At 44.7% G+C, this 18,804-nt stretch carries 14 protein-coding genes; 10 read left to right on the top strand and 4 right to left on the bottom strand.

All coding sequences use genetic code 11. From position 1 onward, the window contains the following. Positions 1–81 precede the first annotated feature (81 nt). Both Q0110_RS12625 and Q0110_RS12620 read left to right on the top strand, forming a co-directional pair. On the top strand, positions 82–1,401 hold the full coding sequence (locus tag Q0110_RS12625; RefSeq protein WP_297906794.1) for an AAA family ATPase: 1,320 nt from the start codon (positions 82–84) through the stop codon (positions 1,399–1,401). Then, on the top strand, positions 1,391–3,220 hold the full coding sequence (locus Q0110_RS12620; RefSeq protein WP_297906792.1) for a tetratricopeptide repeat protein: 1,830 nt from the start codon (positions 1,391–1,393) through the stop codon (positions 3,218–3,220). The genes Q0110_RS12625 and Q0110_RS12620 overlap by 11 nt, the downstream gene beginning before the upstream one ends. Here the strand turns inward: Q0110_RS12620 and Q0110_RS12615 are convergent. Next, entirely contained in the window at positions 3,200–4,510 is a 1,311-nt protein-coding gene (locus Q0110_RS12615; RefSeq protein ID WP_297906789.1) for an anaerobic C4-dicarboxylate transporter, read from the bottom strand. The two genes, Q0110_RS12620 and Q0110_RS12615, sit on opposite strands and share 21 nt — an antisense overlap. An 87-nt stretch (positions 4,511–4,597) precedes the next feature. Here Q0110_RS12615 and galB point away from each other — a divergent pair, with 87 nt between their 5' ends. After that, positions 4,598–7,102, top strand: coding sequence for a beta-galactosidase GalB (gene galB / locus Q0110_RS12610; RefSeq protein ID WP_297906786.1), 2,505 nt, complete (start codon positions 4,598–4,600; stop codon positions 7,100–7,102). A gap of 116 nt (positions 7,103–7,218) precedes the next feature. On the opposite strand, the gene Q0110_RS12605 is transcribed toward galB, so the two are convergent. The 3 genes from Q0110_RS12605 to Q0110_RS12595 all read right to left on the bottom strand — a co-directional run bounded on the left by Q0110_RS12605 (position 7,219) and on the right by Q0110_RS12595 (position 9,734). Further along, entirely contained in the window at positions 7,219–7,710 is a 492-nt protein-coding gene (locus tag Q0110_RS12605) for a PepSY-like domain-containing protein (protein ID WP_297906783.1), read from the bottom strand. Positions 7,711–7,842: 132 nt separating this feature from the next. Next, positions 7,843–9,009: a hypothetical protein gene (locus Q0110_RS12600; RefSeq protein ID WP_297906780.1), complete on the bottom strand. Its 1,167-nt coding sequence runs from the start codon at positions 9,007–9,009 to the stop codon at positions 7,843–7,845. Next, entirely contained in the window at positions 9,006–9,734 is a 729-nt protein-coding gene (locus Q0110_RS12595) for a hypothetical protein (RefSeq protein WP_297906778.1), read from the bottom strand. The genes Q0110_RS12600 and Q0110_RS12595 overlap by 4 nt, the downstream gene beginning before the upstream one ends. Positions 9,735–10,012: 278 nt before the next feature. Here Q0110_RS12595 and Q0110_RS12590 point away from each other — a divergent pair, with 278 nt between their 5' ends. From Q0110_RS12590 to Q0110_RS12560, 7 genes are all read left to right on the top strand, one after another. Then, the gene (locus tag Q0110_RS12590) at positions 10,013–11,260 is read left to right on the top strand and encodes an efflux RND transporter periplasmic adaptor subunit (protein WP_297906775.1); all 1,248 of its coding nucleotides are present in this window, start codon (positions 10,013–10,015) and stop codon (positions 11,258–11,260) included. Between the two features lie 5 nt (positions 11,261–11,265). After that, positions 11,266–12,537 (top strand): ABC transporter permease, encoded by a 1,272-nt coding sequence (locus Q0110_RS12585; RefSeq protein WP_297906770.1) that lies wholly within the window; start codon positions 11,266–11,268, stop codon positions 12,535–12,537. A gap of 55 nt (positions 12,538–12,592) precedes the next feature. Then, a complete protein-coding gene (locus Q0110_RS12580) occupies positions 12,593–13,861 on the top strand; it encodes an FtsX-like permease family protein (protein WP_297906767.1) in 1,269 nt (422 codons plus the stop codon). Positions 13,862–14,121: 260 nt separating this feature from the next. Continuing rightward, positions 14,122–15,384, top strand: coding sequence for an ABC transporter permease (locus Q0110_RS12575; protein ID WP_297906764.1), 1,263 nt, complete (start codon positions 14,122–14,124; stop codon positions 15,382–15,384). A gap of 4 nt (positions 15,385–15,388) precedes the next feature. Next, complete coding sequence (locus Q0110_RS12570) at positions 15,389–16,660, top strand: FtsX-like permease family protein (RefSeq protein WP_297906761.1); 1,272 nt, start codon at positions 15,389–15,391, stop codon at positions 16,658–16,660. A 190-nt stretch (positions 16,661–16,850) separates the two neighbouring features. Further along, complete coding sequence (locus tag Q0110_RS12565) at positions 16,851–17,516, top strand: ABC transporter ATP-binding protein (RefSeq protein ID WP_297906758.1); 666 nt, start codon at positions 16,851–16,853, stop codon at positions 17,514–17,516. 7 nt (positions 17,517–17,523) lie between these two features. Beyond that, positions 17,524–18,801, top strand: coding sequence for an ABC transporter permease (locus Q0110_RS12560; RefSeq protein ID WP_297906755.1), 1,278 nt, complete (start codon positions 17,524–17,526; stop codon positions 18,799–18,801). Positions 18,802–18,804: the final 3 nt, after the last annotated feature.

Here is an 18,804-nt window from a genome sequence, read left to right as displayed (position 1 = left end):
TATAATTATGGGTTCCAATCGCGGAACCCATAATTATTTTTATCTTTGTGAGACCGTATATCAAAATAAAATATAGAACTCATGAATGATTCAATATCAAAGTACGCTGAGGATTTGAAGCAACTGTATGTAAATCTGAATAATGTAGGAACCTTACAGCTTCAGAAAGAAGGTGCGGATTTCTATGTGCCTTTATATGAGCGTAAGTTGAGAAGATTGAAAGTGGCCTTGACATTGGATACGAGTACTCAAGATTGTTTTTATATTTATGGGCAGCCGGGATCCGGGAAATCTACGGCGTTAAACTATTTTGATGATGACGATTTGCGGAGTTCTTATGAGCTTGTGTTGATAAGAGGACGTTACTTGTTTGATCTGCAGGATATAGATATTATCGATATTCTGTTGATGTTTGCGCTGGAACTGTTAAAGCGGTTACGTAAAAAAGACGTGTTTGAGGCTACGATTCGAAAATTATACGATCAGCATGTAGAAAAAGCGGAGTATGTTCAAGAGGAGGCTCAGAAGGAAGGCGCGAATGTGAAAGCGAATGTCGGTTTAGGTATCCCTCTTGCGAAATTACTAGGTCTTTTCATCGGTGTTCATGCGAATATTGAGGCAGAATATCATTTAGAGACGGAGAAGCGTGAGTTGTGTAGGAAGTTTTTCAATATCAGTAAGGTGGATTTTTTGGCGATGATCAATAAGATGATCAGCCAATACGCTGAGGAAAATGATCAAAAACAAATACTTGTGATTTGGGACGATTTAGAAAAGATTGAGAAACCTTCGCAAATTAGGGATATCTTTATAGAGAACAGGAGTTATCTGACAGATCTTCAATGTAAGAAAATTATTATTACCCCTGTTTGTCTGGCTTTAGAGGCCAAATTCCTTCACCAAGATTCTAAAGAATATTTTCTGGGATTAAAGATTAAGGAATCTATAAGGGATGGTGTGCATTCCGCTTTAGAGGAAGATTGCGAGTTGTTGCGTAAAATCGCTCTTAAACGTGTAAGTAATGCCGGCTTATATGGGAAAGATGTGATTGATACGGCGATTCGTTATTCGGGGGGTAATGTGCGTCAGTTTGTCCGTTTGCTGGCTTCTGCTTGTTTGAATGCGTATATGAACAAATGTGAGTCTATATCGATCGAGGATGTGGTGGAGGCGGTATCTAGTTTGAAAAAAAATATGCAACCTGTTTTGATGGGGAATCGTTCATTGCTTTTGTTGTTGGATTCGATAAGAAAGAATCAATATGGATGTCAGGAAAACAATGATGTTTTAACGATCGCTCTTTCTTCTTTATTTATTTTTATTTGTCAGAACGGGGATTGGTGGAGTACGGTTAATCCACTGCTTGAGGATTCAATAAGTCTTTATTTGAATGAAGGATGATTTGATTTATACATATATCTCTGCTGAACAAGCTTTAGAATTAGACACTTGCGTGCGGCATCCTGCTTTAGGGTTGGAAGAGCTGTCTTTTGTCGGTTTTATATCTTCCTCGGATATGGATTTGGCGAATTTGTTTGTCCGATTCTTGCGGGCTCATTTACGGTTTCCCGTTGAAGAGATTTGGGATAAGCGAACGCTGAGCATGGCATACCGGAAGGGAGACAAAAATACGGTTTTTGTAGTACGTTGTGATTGTTTTGAATCAGAGGAATTGAGGGGATCGGTTTATCCGTCCATGTTAATTTATCGCGATTTTATTTTTGAGCGGAGTTTGAAACATTTTTATATTGGCGATACCCGTTTTATCGAATCAGCGACAAAATATATGCCTGATTTATTTCTTGTCAATAATGTAGTGCTTCAGCTAACAAATATCCGTCGCCAGGTTGAAGCCGATATAATCATGGCTAAAAGTTTGACAGGTAAGATATTAATCCATGATGATTCGAAGGTTGATTTGATGTTATGGTTAGGGCAACGAGCATTTAATGTCTTGGAGGGGAAAGGAAAAGTACTGAATTTAAATAAACTCAGGGCGAAATCCAATGCCTACGCGAAGTCTTTCGTCTATACGGATCTTGCTTCTTTGCAAATAACGTTGAACAACGAAAAAGAAACCATGGGCTGCTTGGATAAAGCAGAGAAAAGTTCGAAACAAATAAAGAACAGGAATTTCAAACAGACGATAGTTTTACAGAGAGCGTTGTTATACGTAAATCAAAGGGAATGGGAACGTGCTGAGTTTGAAATACAATCGTTGATAGGGCAACTTATGGCCGGGGATTCGATCTCTATTACTATTGCGGCTTATAATCTTTTAGCTTATAGCCTTATAAATCAATATAAAATAGAGGAAGCTGTTTCGGTGGTGCGTCATGCCTTGCAAGAAAGCATTACAAATGGAGATGTTTTAGCGAAGGCGACTTCTTTGGGATTATTGGGAGATATTAATGCTTATCGAGGTCGTTATGTAGATGCTAGGAAACTATATCGGGATAGCTTATCTTCTTACGCTTCCAGACAGAAACTATCTCAAGTGGCTTATAATTTATTACGTTTGGGCGATTCTTATAAAGATGTCGGTGAGTATCATTTCGCTCGTATGTATTATCAAGTGGCGTTGGAGCTTTATACTTATCGTAAGTTGAATTATGGAAAGGCGCTTTCTTTGAGAGGATTGGCTTTGATAGATATTGCCTTAGGCCAACTAGATTTGGCAAAGGAAAATCTATTGGAGAGCCTGAGATTATTTGTACAAGAAAGGTCTCCTTATGATCAAGCGTATTCAGAGGTTTGTCTGGGTGAATGCTTTTTACAGGAAGGATTACTCCAAGACGCGGATTGTAAGCTGGAGGAGGCATTAGGACTGCTGGAGAGTGAACGGGGAAAGATGATGTTGTCTCGTTTGCGTGGACGTCTTTTGATACGTACTTGCGATTACGATAGGGCCTCAAGATATTTGAAAGAGGTATTGTGCTTCTTCAAACGGATAAACGATAAGCCCAATGAATTATCCGCATTGATTGATATGGGGGAACTTTGTTATTACCAGGCTGATTTATCGGGTGCTTTGTCTTTTTTGCGGGAAGCGTTAAGTTTGGCGAATGAATATCAGGTTATTCCATGCAGGGTACATGTTTACGAGACTTTGTCAAAGGTTTATGATGAACAGGGAGAGCCGGATAAAGCCATGAAATATAAAACTCAAAGCCAACGAATCCGGGCCCTCCTTCAACTGTTACAAGAATTGAATAAATAACAATCCCAATCCGACGGAAACTCCGGTCGCTATCAATCCCGGCATCATGAAAGAGTGGTTCAGGATATATTTGCCGATATGGGTCGTGCCTGTACGGTCAAAGTTGATGGCCGCCACGACTGTCGGGTAGTTTGGGATAAAGAAGTAACCGTTTACGGCGGGGAATAAAGCGATCAGCATATAGGGGGAAATTCCCAACGCGATCCCTAGAGGCAACAAAGCGCGAATGGTAGCCGCTTGGCTGAATAATAAGATTGACATTACGAAAAGGGCCAACCCGAATAACCAAGGCATCTGGGTAACCACATGCTCGATGGAACCCTTCAATTCGGCCATATTGCCGGCGATGAATGTATCTCCCATCCAAGCGATGCCGAAAATCGCTACCACCGCTTGCATACCGGCGGAGAAAACAGAACCTTGCGCGGCCTTGATACCGTCTGTTTTTGTGAATAACAAGATGAAAGCGGCAGCCGTCAACATCAATACCTCGATGATATGTGACATCTGCATCGATATTTTTTCCGTGCCGACTGTAAAGACCGGACGTAAGGATTCCATAGATCCGAAAATAACGATCGCTGTCGTAGCGAGAACAAATATAGAGACCGATAAAGCCGCTTTCTTTTGGTTTTCCACGCCTTTCGCCTCGTAATGCTCGGTCTTGAATTCATGGTTCGCTACCCGCTTCAAATATTCAGGATCCTGATCCAATTCTTTACCAACCCTTAAAGAGTAAATCGCTCCCGTTAATATACCTAGCAATGTGCAGGGAACAGAAATCATCAAAATATCCATCAAGGTGATATTATATCCGGACAACATGCTCAATAAAGCTACGGTAGCCGCCGATATCGGGCTGGCGGTGATAGCCTGCTGGGAAGCGATTACGGCGATCGCCATCGGACGTTCGGGGCGAATCTTGGTTTCCGTGGCGACTTCGGCGATTACGGGGAGAACCGAGTAGGCCACATGCCCTGTTCCGGCAATGAAGGTGAATAAATAAGTGACGAACGGGCTCAATATCGTGATCCGTTGAGGATTCTTACGAAGTAATTTCTCTGCCCACTTAACCATTAGGTCGAGCCCTCCCGCGGCTTGCATACAACTAGCCGCCGCTATTACGGCAACGATCATGAGCATGACTTCAATGGGCGGGGAAGTTGGCTGAAGCCCGAACCCAAAGGTGAGTATGCCGAGCCCGAGACCTCCTAACACACCCAAACCGATACCACCGATGCGGGCACCTATAATAATGGCTATTAAAACGAAAGCTAATTGTAACAACATGCTGTGCAATTCTTTTGATTTAGTTTGTAATGGAGGCAAAAATACTTATTTTTGTTCCGCTATGAACAACAAAAACACAAAAAACGCATGAAAAGAACAAGTTTCGTTATTTTGATCGGTCTATTTTGCCTTTTCCCAGCGCTTTTTTCTCAAGTCCGCAGTGAGTTCTTGTTAGAAAAGAATTGGAAGTTCACCCGGGAAGACAGCCCGGAGTTTGTTAATCCTGCTTTTAATGATAGTAAATGGCAGTCCGTGACCGTTCCGCATGATTGGGCGATTTACGGCCCTTTCAGCTCGCAGAATGATAAGCAAGAGGTCGCTATCGTACAAGACGGGCAGACAGAGGCCATGGAGCATGCCGGACGAACCGGAGGCTTGCCTTTTGTGGGAGTCGGCTGGTATCGGACTGAGTTTGAGGTTCCCCAATTTACGGAAGGGAAACGTGCCACGATCCTGTTTGATGGTGCGATGAGCCATGCTAAAGTCTATGTAAATGGGCAGGAGGTTGGATATTGGCCGTATGGTTATAACTCTTTCTATTTTGATATTACGAAACAATTGATCCCGGGGAAAAAGAACACCTTGGCGGTTCGCCTTGAGAACTTGCCGGAATCTTCCCGTTGGTATCCGGGAGCGGGGTTATATAGAAATGTACATGTGATCGTGACGGAAAACGCTCATATCCCGGTTTGGGGAACTTATGTTACGACCCCGACCGCTACTAAGGAATTTGCGAAAGTCAATGTACAGACGAAATTTGTATTGCCGGAAGGTGCCGATGCCGGCAAATATAGCGTGAAAACCAGTGTATGGAACCCGAATCAACAGAAGTTGACGGAACAGATCATGCCTCTCTCTCAAATAAAATATAATGATAATAGTCTTTCTCAAGAGTTTATTATCCAGACCCCGGTTTTATGGTCACCGGATATGCCGGCTCTGTATTCGGTGGAGACTCGTTTGTATGAGGGCGATCAATTGAGGGATATCTATACGACCCCGTTTGGTATCCGTTCGATCGAGATCATTCCGGATAAAGGCTTTTTCTTGAATGGCGAGAAGACCATGTTCAGGGGTGTTTGTAATCACCATGACCTAGGGCCGTTAGGCGCAGCCGTGAACGATGCCGCTATCCGTCGTCAGATCCGTATCTTGAAGGATATGGGATGCAACGCTATCCGTACTTCCCATAATATGCCGGCTCCAGAGCTGATAAAGGCTTGCGACGAGATGGGTATGATGTTGATGGTTGAAAGCTTTGACGAATGGAGCAAGGCGAAGTGTGCGAACGGGTATAACTTAATCTTCGACGAGTGGGTGGAGAAAGACCTCGTGAATCTGGTACGTCATTACCGGAACAACCCGAGCGTCGTGATGTGGTGTATCGGTAACGAGGTTCCTAACCAATGGGATGAGAGTGGTTGTAAGATCTCTAAGTTCTTACAGGATATCTGTCATCGAGAAGATCCGACTCGTCCGGTGACACAGGGTATGGATGCTCCGGATGCCGTCGTAAATAATAATATGGCGGCTGTAATGGATGTGGCGGGTTTCAATTACCGTCCGTTCCGTTATCAGGTGAATTATAAGAAATTGCCTCAGTTGATAATCTTAGGAAGTGAGACTGCGTCTACGGTTAGCTCGCGAGGGGTATATAAATTTCCGGTAGAGCGAAAGGCTATGGCTGTTTACGAGGATCATCAGAGTTCCTCGTACGACGTGGAGCATTGTAGCTGGTCTAATTTGCCGGAAGATGACTTTATCCAGCATGAGGACCTTCCGTATTGCATCGGGGAGTTCGTATGGACGGGCTTTGATTATTTGGGTGAACCTACTCCTTATTATACGAATTGGCCGAGCCATAGCTCCTTGTTTGGTATTGTCGATTTGGCGGGTATCCCTAAAGACCGTTATTATTTGTACCGCAGCCATTGGAACAAGAGTGCCGAGACATTGCATATCTTGCCGCATTGGACTTGGCCGGGCCGTGAGGGTGAGGTGACACCCGTATTCGTTTATACCAATTATCCGACTGCGGAATTATTTATCAACGGAAAGAGCCAAGGAAAACGTACGAAAGACTTAAGTGTCGGTATCGACAGCAGTTATACCGAAGCTGCCCAAAAGAGTTTCGAGCGCCAGAAACGATATCGCTTGATGTGGATGGATACCAAATATGAGCCGGGAACTTTGAGAGTGGTAGCTTATGATAAGGACGGTAATGCCGTGGCAGAGAAAGAAGTGCATACAGCCGGAAAGCCGCATCATATCGAGTTATCAGCAGATCGCAGCCAATTGACGGCTGATGGAAAGGATCTTTCCTTCATCAATGTTAGGGTCGTAGATAAGAATGGTAATCTTTGTCCGGATGACACTCGCCAGATCCGGTTTAAAGTACGTGGAACCGGTACTTACCGTGCGGCAGCGAATGGAAATAGCGCCAGTCTGGAGCTTTTCCATCTTCCGGAGATGAAATTGTTTAGCGGGCAACTTACCGCTATCGTACAGACAACCGAGGAACCGGGGATGATTTATTTCGAAGCATCCGCACCGGGAGTAAAGGGTGCGACTCTTGAATTGATCAGTAAATAATCGGGATTATTTAGATAAAACAAACCGCGCGACTTACAACCGTATCCGGATTTAAGTCGTGCGTTTTTTTGTATGATATTTCGAATACATCGAAAGTAATCGTTTCGTACTGTCCGTTATGCGTCACCTTGAATAGATAGAAGGCTCTCATCGTCCACAACCTTGATCAGGTCACCGTCTTGCGAATAATATAAATCTACTTTACTATTGGATTGCTCTACCTCGATCTTATAGACTATTTCCATGTTTAGGCGATTGATGGCGTAAGTATCATCCACAATCCAGTTTGAGTAAAAGCCTTGTTTAAAGGCGGTAGATACAGCATCCGGCAGTTGGGCGAAAGAGATGTCTATCTTCTCCATCATCCATACACCTTGATCCGTGAACCAAGCGGTTGTCTCGAAACCTTCATTATTGAAATCTACCACATAATAGTTGCCTTCGATCTCAAAAACCGGGTTCTTGGCATTGGGATATTTCTCTTGAAAAGCGTTCTCTACCGGAGGAAGAGGGATAATACCTTGATGATCATCATCATTCTTGCTACATCCGGAGAAAAAGAGAGTCAGACTAGATATACATGTGAATAGAATTAGTCTTGTATCCATACATTTTGCGTTTATGAGTTTTGGGCATAAAACAACAGGCCTATCGGAAAAGTTTTGAGCGAAAACGAGTTAGGTGTTTTGAATCAAGAACAAGGATTTTGTTGCGATGAGATCCTTGTTCTTGTAGAATTGCTACGGATTTACGTTCAAATAATAGGTTGCTGTGCCTATTAAAGAATTTCCATTATACATTGAGCAGGTAATACGAAGAGAGCCTCCGGGATGTTGGGAGTTTAGGTAGACACTGACATCTAAACGATTACCGGAAGGATAAGTGTACCATCTGTCGCATTCTCCATAAAATTCAGCGTTCCAGCTATACGAGGTCGGGGTACCTGTCTTTGTGTAAGCAAATAAGGTCGTTGTGGCATTACCCCCTGGCGCATTGATGGAGGAACTTCCGCTACTATAATCCTCCCGGCTCTTCCCTATATAAACAGTCGGTATATCATTTTTTTTAATATACTTTAAGTTTGATGCATCATAGGGACAATGAGTTTTAGGATGCCTCATAAGAGCGTATTCCCCCCATTTGGAGATGAGTATATTAGGTGTAGATGTCGTTACGGCAGAATGATTATCATTAAGATATGATACTTTAGTGGCGGCACCTGTTGTTGATATATAACTACCATCTAACCAATATACATTTGTTGGGTTAGTGCTCCATCCCATCCAAACAGCGGCACCTCCTTCTGTTATATGCCAAGCATAGGCATGACAATTGTAAGTGGTTGTTGAACTGCTTATTAGAGTTGCTTGTGAATAGGTTGTTGTACAATATTGATCATGGCTCGCTTTTTGTGAAGCTGATAATTCCTCGCTTCTGTAGTAAGTGTCACTAACTAGTGTTCCGTTAGGAGTGTAAACTGTAGCGGCTGCTCCTTGAGTTTTTGTTTCAACATTGAGATTCGGTTCCCAAATTATGTTTAAATTCTCCATAGTGATCCATTCATTAGGGAATTTTTCGATTCGTTCTCCGGAAAGAAAGAAAAGTAATTGTCCGCAAGAAGCACAGGAATTCACCCCGTCCCAAACGAGAATGTGTTCTTTCCCATCTCCTTGAATAGTAAATACCCAAGGGTATGGATAGTCTGCTCCCTTAACATGGGAATGAGCGACAGAGTCTACTACATTCACCAACCATTGGGGATATGTTATCTTTCCGTCTTTAATGACAATTTCTGAACTGGATGTCAAGATTTCTTTATCACATCCTTGCATATTATCTATCTCATTGTCACATGCATTCAGCATGAATGCCAGCATGATTATTAAATAGTATAGTACTTTTTTCATGATCTCAATTTGTTAAAAGTTACAATGTATTGTTTTAATAACTCTTCGATTACATTACTGCCTGTTAACTTTTCATCAGTGATGAATTGTTTAAATTCAGGCGTAATGGCTTCGTAGTCTATCTTTTCTAGACATCGACCTAGAAGATAGACTACAGTTTTTAGACCATATTGGCCATAAATATCTGGATTGTTTTGTTTGTAAAGGAGTTTCTTTACAGTTTCGGATGAGATCTCTTGCTGTAAAATGTTATCTGTATTAGACAATATTGCCTCATTAGATAGAAGAGCTTCGATTACCATTTGCCGACTAACTTCGTTACCTATTTCTATGAAAGTCAAGACTCCTGATTTCAGTAATTCTTGTTTTTTCATCTTCTCAAACAGCAAAGAAGCATTCTCTTTCCTTTTGAATAACTCTTGTAACCCGTTAAAACGTGCGGAAACCTTGCTCATGCCTTCTTGTATTCCATTGTAAGCGAATATATCACCTAACAATGGGTAAGCGAGACAAAGTTCTATCAGCTCTTCTGTTGATACTGTTTTTAATATCTCTACTGGTATTTGGCAGGCTTCTAGCATATCTTCGTGTGTGGATAAAGCTTGCCATGCCTCCGTTCCTGGCTTGACGGGGTAATCCCAACTTTTTGTTGATTGTGCGTTCATATCTATCGATATAAACACGAGGAGGAAAATGCTCCAAATGAAAGTTGCTGTTTTTTTCATTTCTCTTTAGGATTTAAGGTAAATAATATAAGACTGGTATTTTTTGATTGAGAATTTTTTAAAAATAATCCTTTTTGTAAAGATAATCAACTATTTATGTGTTAATTATATCAAATATCTGTAGATTCCTATTGCTGATGTCCTTATTTTCGTACAAAAGCGGACACAGTGTTCGATATCGGACATCTCTTTTGTTTTATTTTATCAGAAAATCAATTACTTACGTTTTTGGCACGAGGTTTGCTCTTTAGAGGGTGGAAAATAAAAACAAACTAAATATGGATAGAGAGATATCAAAAGAGGTTCGGCAGAAGGAACAGCGTAAACAGTTTATAAAACTAGGGGCGGGGATCGGTATTGCCGTTGTCTTGATAGGTGGGGTGATCGGTTTTATGCAAACCAGCCTGCAACGGAAAGACTTGGTTTTTTCGACGGTAGATAAAGGAGTGATCGAGGTTTCCGTTAGTGCGTCCGGTAAAGTGGTTCCTGCTTTTGAGGAAATCATCAACTCACCGATCAATTCCCGTATCGTCGAGATTTATAAGAAGGGAGGCGATTCCGTGGATGTAGGTACCCCGATCTTGAAACTGGATTTGCTGAGCGCCGAGACGGATTATAAGAAACAATTGGACGAGGAGCAAATGAAGCGTCTCCAATTGGATCAACTTCGTATCCAGAATCGTAATAAACTCTCTGAGATGGAGATGCAATTGAAAGTTTCTCGCATGGAGCTGAGTCGTAAGGAAGTAGAGCTACGTAATGAGCGTTATTTGGATAGCCTAGGTGCCGGAACGACCGATAAGGTCCGTCAAGTGGAACTAGACTATAACGTCAGCCTCTTGAAATTGAAAGAGGATGAGCAAAAATATGAGAACGAGAAATCCTTGACGGATGCCGATTATAAAGTGAAAGAACTTGATCTGAACATCTTCCGTAAGAGCCTAGCCGAGACGAAGCGTACCTTGGAAGACGCCCAGATCCGCTCTCCCCGCAAGGCGATCCTGACCTATGTGAACAATGAGGTCGGTGCCCAAGTCTCTCAAGGTAGTCGTGTCGCTATCGTCTCCGATTTATCCCATTTTAAGATAGAGGGAGAGATCGCCGATACGTATGGCGACCGGATCGCCGCCGGTAGCAAGGCTGTCGTAAAGATCGGCAATGATAAACTGGATGGGGTAGTTAGCGATGTTACTCCTCTATCGAAGAATGGCGTAATCTCCTTCACGGTACAGTTGGAAGAGGATAATCATCACCGCTTGCGCTCCGGTTTGAAGACCGATGTCTATGTGATGAATGCCATCAAGGATGATGTGTTGCGTATTTCTAACGCCTCGTTCTACGTCGGGAAAGGAGAGTATGAGTTGTTTGTGGTCAATGGAGACCAATTGATCAAGCGGAAGGTACAGCTGGGAGACAGCAATTTTGAGTATGTAGAGGTAGTCAATGGTTTGGAACCTGGCGAAGAGGTGGTTGTTTCCGACATGACAAGCTTCAAGGAAAAGAATAAACTGAAATTAAAAGAGTAAAAGCCATGTATAAACAATACATCAAACAAGCGGTTCAAATGCTGCGTGAAAATACGCTCGTAAGCGTAATCTCTATTTCGGGAACAGCCCTTGCGATCGCCATGGTCTTGGTGATGGTGTTGGTGTTCCAGATTAAATCCGCCGGATATGCCCCTGAATCCAATCGGTCTAGGTTTATGTATGTCTGGGGTACGGAAGTCGGCCCAAAGAGTCCCAATGGCCCAGAGTATAACCGTGGAGGTATGTCCAGCGAGGTCGTGAAGGAATGTTTCTATTCTTTGCGGAAACCGGAGGCGGTATCCGGCTATTATTGTGAAAGCCATTCCTTGTCATTACCTAATAGACGACTCTTCAAAGAGTATGAGATTTGTTATACGGATGCGGGCCATTGGAAGATATTCGATCATCCTTTCGTGGAAGGGGCTCCTTTTAGTGAGGCGGATTTCCAATCGGGCATTCCGAAGATGGTAGTGTCGGAACAAGTGGCTACTGATTTGTTTGGAATGGAGCAGGCCGTCGGGCGGCAGGTCGTGATGGATTTTATCACTTTCACCGTTTGCGGGGTGGTTCGTGACGTGCCATCTTCATTAATGAGTTCTTACGCTCAAGTATGGATACCCTATAGCAGCAATGAGGCCTTGACCCGTGTAAATGGGGAGTATGGGGAGAATATGGTGGGTTATTTCAGCGTGGCTTTATTAGCCCGTTCCTCTTCCGATTTCGATGCCATACGCTCGGAGCTAGACCAACAGGTCCGTCGCTATAATGACAGCAAGACCGATTGTAACGTAAATTTCCCTTCCGGGCTGCTTTCCCAATTGGATACGGCCATGGGAAGCGGCGCTTTTCAAAAGGTAGACTGGCCGACCTTCTTGGCCGGATCGGGTGCTTTTCTCTTCTTCTTGCTTTTGGTTCCGGCGCTGAACTTAACGGGTGTGATCCAATCGTCTGTGCAGAAGCGGAGGGAAGAGATTGGTTTACGTAAGGCTTTCGGGGCTACTGGACAAAATCTTTTAATACAGATCTTATCGGAGAATTTCGTGTTGACCTTGATCGGCGGCGTGATCGGCATCGGCCTCTCGATGGTCCTGTTGGTGGTAGGGAAACCTTTCTTGTTGAGCGAGAACGTGAGTCTTACGGCACCCATGCTCATTAAACCAGGCTTGTTTTTATCGGCTCTTATCTTTACCTTCTTGCTGAATATATTAAGCGCCGGAGTACCGGCATGGCGTACGACACGGCAACCTATCGTAGATGCATTAAAGGGGAACGAGTGAATTCAATGAATAATGAACAATGAGTTGTCAATAGTCAACTATCAACTATCAAATTATGATTAAGCATATATTTAAAATAATATGGGCCCAGCGTAAGAGTAACGGCTGGATATTGGGCGAGTTGGTGATCGTGATGTGCGCCCTTTGGTTTATGATGGATAAGCTATGGGTGGATGTGCGTTGCTATAATGCCCCGATGGGATATGATATCTCGAATACATGGCGTTTCAAGCTTTCCACGCTCTCGTCGAATGCTCCGGGCTATGTGCCCGACTCGCTTTACGATTCGGACGCGACACAGGATTTATTGAAACTAATGGAACGTATCCGTCAAGAACAGGAGATTGAGGAGGTATGTGTTACGTATTGGTCCATGCCTTATTCAAACGGAAGTTCGTGGGGTACACTCCTTCCTTTGGAGGCTGATACCTCGAGAGCGGTAGGACAGAACTATCACAAGCTGAAAGTATCTCCTTCTTATTTCGATGTATTCCGTATGAAAGATAAGGAAGGCCGTGCCATCACTCCCTTGGTGGAGAACGCTTACCGTCCGCTTGTTATAACGGCAGAAGCAGAGGATTTCTTTTTCGGGGGGCAATCCGCTATAAGTCGGCAGATCTCGGAGAATGATGACCTTTCCGAGCCTTTCACGATCGCCGCTGTCCTTCCTACCTTCCGTAGCAATGACTTCGACCGCCCGGAGAACTGCGCTTTCACGATATTGAAAGGTGAATCCTTACAAGAGGTCGTAAAAAGTTTCGGAGTGGGAAACGCAGAATTATCGGTACGTACGAAACGCCCGATGAGCGAGGATGAGATGTACGCTTTCTTGGAGAAAACGGCAGACCGGATGACGGTAAATAATACCTTCGTCCACGGTGTCACCCTCCTTGCCGACCAGCGTGACGACCAACTCCGGTTTACCAAGAACGAGAACAGCAAGAAACTCTCCATGATGGCCTTCCTGCTTGTGAATGTATTCTTCGGGATCGTTGGTACGTTCTGGTTACGTACGGAACGGCGGCGTAGCGAGATAGGTCTTCGTTTGGCGATTGGTTCCAGCCGGGGTAAATTGGGTGAGTATATGTATCTGGAAGGTTTGAGCCTCCTTGCGATTACCCTACCGATCCTGCTGGTTTTTGTCTTCAATATGGCGTTCTTGGATAAACTGGATTCCTACCGCGAGCCATTCTCCATCCTACGCTTTTTGGTAACCATTGGCGCTTCTTATCTTCTGATGGCTGGAATGATCTGCATGGGAATTTGGTTTCCCGTACGTAAGGCGGTAAAGATGGCTCCGGCAGAGGCGTTACATTACGAGTAAATACACATCCACCCAGTTGTAGAGACGCAGCGTGCTGCGTCTCATCCCCTCAGAATGATAACATAAAATCTGAAACCGTACATAATCGCTGTCCGATAACGAATCAAGTGTTCGTTATCGGACAGCTTTTTTTATGAGGTATGTTAGGTATCAGTCGATTACCTTTTTGGCACGTTATTTGCCCCTGTGTAGACGCAAAATAGGATGATGGAAAACACCTCTGTTTTTAATCAAGTAGATAATTTATAATACAAAAGCTTATGATAAAGCAATACATTAAACAAGCGTTGAGGATGATCGGGGAGAATAAACTATTGAGCGTGATTTCTATACTCGGTACTTCCTTGGCTATTTGCATGATAATGGTGATCGTCATCCTGTATGTCGTGAATACGGCGAGTTTCAAGCCGGAGGTGAACCGTGATCGTACCTGTTATATAGCGACCGTCATGAGCAATGGCAAAGATGATAACCGGCGTATCTCCTACTCATCGTTAGGGTTGCCTTTGGTGAAAGAGTGTTGTTATCCGCTGAAAGGGGCAGAGGTGGTTACCGCCATCAATATGGATCGGTATAGGCCGTTGACCGCCTCGTCTATGGATGGGCTTCGGAACCGGACAAGTTACATATCTTATACAGATACAGCTTTCTGGAAGATTTTCAGGTTCGATTTCTTGCAGGGGAGTCCCTTTAGCTCGGCGGCTTTCGCGAGTGGTATCCGTGATGCCGTGATCAGCGAGAGCGTGGCATTGGCTCTTTTCGGCTCGGATCAGGTGGTAGGACGGGAGATGAAGCTTGATTTTATCGTTTATAATATATGCGGGGTTGTGAAAGACGTGTCTCGGTTCGCCTCGAAAGCGTGGGCAGAGGTCTGGATTCCTTATACGGTACGGGATGACGGGGGATATCAAGAAGGTATCAACGGTTCGTATACTTGTTGCGTTTTATTGAAGCCGGGTGTCACGAGAGAGGAATTGAGGATAGAGGCATTACGGAAAGTCGAGGAGTTCAACGCCAAGACGAGAGATGTCAAAGCCGATATCCTCCATCAGCCCACCACTCAGATAGAAGAGTGGATCGGCGGTGGTAGCGAGTTCGGGGCAAACCTTTTTTATCTTTATGTTCGTTACGGTATTATTCTTTTCATCCTTCTGCTGGTTCCGGCTTTGAACCTGTCTGGCATCACTTTGTCGAGAATGCGCCGCCGGATGGGTGAGCTTGGCGTACGTCGGGCTTTTGGAGCTACCCGAGGTACTATCCTGTGGCAAGTACTGTTCGAGAATATGGTCTTGACCCTGTTCGGTGGATTGTTGGGATTGGTTATGTCGTATGGTGCCATGCTGTTGTTAAGAGATTGGTTGCTGGTTACCTCGCTGGGAAAGGCGGGTTTTTCCATCGGAATGTTTAATGGCGTGGTCTTTATCGCGGCCTTCCTGTTTTGCCTTGTGCTGAACCTGTTTTCTGCCGGCTTTCCGGCTTGGCGAATGTCGAGATTGAATATTACGGACTCTATAAATGGTTGACGCTATGTATAAGATGATTTTAAAGCAACTTTGGAACGAGCGCAAGGGAAACTTGTTTATCTGGTTGGAAATGCTCGTGGTTTCTATTTTTCTCTGGTATGCGGCAGATGCCTTGTTCGTGATGTATAAGCTCTACTCGCAATCATTGGGTTTCAATATCGAGCATACCTATCACGTAAGTTTTGGTGTGATCCCGGAAGAGAGCCCCGATTATGACACGACATCTGTGCATAGCGAGCGAGGAGGCGGGGATTATTTGGCCTTGGTGGATCGCATTCGCCGGTATCCCTCCGTGGAGTCGGTATGTTTTACTACTGGCGTACATTTCCATTACCGGGGCTCTAACCAATATGCTACGTTCCGGAAAGACTCGTTGCTTCGTAATGGCTTTGTACGTTTTGTCTCGCCTACCTATTTCGAGGTGTTCGATGTGAAGACTGCGCAAGGTGGTTCCCCTTCGGAGTTGGTAACTGCCCTGCGTGACAATCAAGTAGTGGTGACAGGTACGGTTGCTGATGACTTCTTTGGCGATCCGGCTGCTGCTGTGCGCCAAGAGCTCTATATTACCGACCAGGGTTCCCGCGATAGTGTAGCCTACCGTATTGGCGGTGTCTGCGAGAAACAACGTTACTGCGAGTTCAGCGGCTATGATTACGCCTACTATAAGTTGGTGGACGAGAAAAATGTGGCCGAAGAAAGCGATTGGGTCGGAGAGGGTTTGAATACCTTTATCCGGGTAAAACCCGGTGTGGATGCCGCCGCTTTTACCGCCAATTTCCGGAAGGAGATGGAACCGCGATTGCGCATGGGTAATATCTATTTGAAAGATATTTTCCCGATGTCTCATTATCGGGATCAATTCCTTGAGCGTTGGATAGACCAAGTTCGCCTTTATGTGGCGGGTATCGCTTTTTTCCTGTTGAACGTCCTGCTCGGTGTGGTGGGAACCTTCTGGTACCGTACGCAACAAAGAAGCGCGGAGATCGGTCTCCGCATGGCGATGGGAGCGACCCGCAAAGGAACCTTCTGGCAACTAGTGAAGGAGGGGTTAGCCTTACTGACCATCGCTTTCATACCTTCCGCTATCATTTTCGCCAACATGTTATATATGGAGGTGACACAGGGTTCGATGATACCGCCCGATATTGTTTCGCGCCTATTGTTCGGTTTCGTGTTCTCTTATGCGGTGATGGCTGCGATGATAGTCTTCGGGATTTTGTTTCCGGCAAGGAAGGCCGCACGGATGGTACCGGTCGAGGCCCTGCGTTGCGAATGATCGAAAACAGTTGATACGGATGTTTCCGGGAATAAGAAATCAAGGAATGATTGTTCGGAAACGGACCTACTGTTCGATAATGGACAGTACTTCTTGATAAAAATACCATAGAATCAATGATATACGTTTTTGGCACGTTATTTGCGTTTATGGAGTAAAGTCAAACAATAATAATTAAAGTATAACAGTCATGATCAAACTAACAAATTTACAGAAAATTTACCGAACGAAAGAGATAGAGACAGTTGCGTTGGAAAACGTAAATTTAGAGGTACAGAAGGGTGAGTTCCTTAGTATCATGGGACCTTCCGGATGCGGAAAATCTACCTTGTTGAATATTATGGGATTATTGGACTTGCCAACTTCCGGTATGGTTGAGATCAATGGTGTAAATACGGTGGGTATGACCGATAAAGAGTTGGCCGCTTTCCGTAACAAGCAATTGGGGTTCGTCTTTCAGTCCTTCCACTTGATCAATTCCCTGAACGTATTGGATAATGTGGAACTTCCACTGCTTTATCGTAAGGTCTCTTCCTCGGAACGTCATAAGTTGGCCGAGGCCGTACTTGAGAAGGTAGGCTTGAGCCATCGTATGCGTCATTTCCCGACGCAGTTATCCGGTGGTCAATGCCAACGTGTAGCCATCGCCCGTGCGATCGTAGGTAATCCCGACATCATTCTCGCCGATGAGCCGACCGGTAATTTGGATTCTAAGATGGGTATTGAAGTCATGGACTTGCTTCATCAGTTGAATAAGGAAGACGGTCGTACCATCGTAATGGTAACCCACAATGAGGCGCAAGCCAAGCAAACCAGCCGTACCGTACGTTTCTTTGATGGTCGACAAGTACAATAAGTGAATTATGTACAAGATTTATCTAAAACAAGCATGGGCCTTATTAAAGGAAAACAAGCTCCTTTCCGGAGTCTCCATCTTTGGTACGGCTTTAGCGATTTGCATGATCATGGTGATCGTGATCGTATGGCAGGTACGTACGGCAAATTATTCGCCGGAGGATAACCGGGACCGGACACTCTATGTTATATCGGCAGGAGCGAACAGTATTGAGAATCCGGAGATAAATAATATCTCGAAGTTGGGTACCCGAGTAGCGAAGGAATGTGTTTACCCTTTACGGCAAGCCGAGGCGGTAGGGTTTGCGAATCACGGTTATCAAGCCTTGGTAGCTGTGACGGATCATACGGTAGAGTTCAAGGGAGACGTGAGCTATACCGATGCGGGGTTCTGGAGTGTGTTTAATTTCCGTTTTCTCGCGGGTAAACCTTATGGTGAGGAGGTGGTGGAGAGTGGCATCCGTGATGCTGTTGTCAGCGAGTCGGTAGCCCGGAAACTCTATGGTACGACCGATGTGGTGGGGCGGACTGTCGAGTTGAGTTACACCCTCTATACGATACGGGGTGTAGTGGAAGATGTGTCTATTCTCGCTGAGGATGCTTATGCGGATGTCTGGGTGCCTTACACTTCAAACGGTACGTTATGGGACAACGTTTGTGAGCGGCTGATCGGCAGTTACCAAGCTTACATCCTCGCCGCTTCAACGGATGATTTGCCTCGTTTGAAAGAGGAGTTGCAGACGAACGTGGAACGTATGAACGCCTCACAACGGGAGTATCGCTTGAACTTGGGAGGTGCGCCCGATACGATTATGGAGCGACTAACCCGGGAAGGTGTCATGAATGAGCCTGACGTGCGAACGGCTGTCTTACGTTATTTATTGATTATAGCAGTTGCCTTGTTGATCCCGGCGATCAATATGAGCGGTCTGGCTCTGAGCCGGATGCGTAGGCGGATTTCTGAGATCGGTGTCCGGCGTGCGTTCGGGGCGACCCGAAATGAGCTAATCGGGCAGATTCTTTACGAGAACCTGTTGCAAACGCTGTTAGGGGGCGTGTTGGGATTGGTTCTGTCATACCTCGTTATTGTTACTTTGCCCGGTTGGTTACTTCCGGTAGGTGAGGCCGGTGTTAGCCAAGTGTTCCTGAACGCGGATATGTTATTCAATCCCATGGTCTTTTTATTGGCCTTTGCCGCTTGTTTGTTGCTAAACCTGTTGAGCGTCGGTGTACCGGCTTGGAGGAGTACGAAGACCCCAATCGTGGATGCGTTGAATGAGTATTGATAA

The sequence above is a fragment of the uncultured Parabacteroides sp. genome, assembly GCF_947855115.1.
Classification (GTDB): domain Bacteria; phylum Bacteroidota; class Bacteroidia; order Bacteroidales; family Tannerellaceae; genus Parabacteroides.
This window is presented reverse-complemented; position numbering and strand designations above follow the sequence as displayed.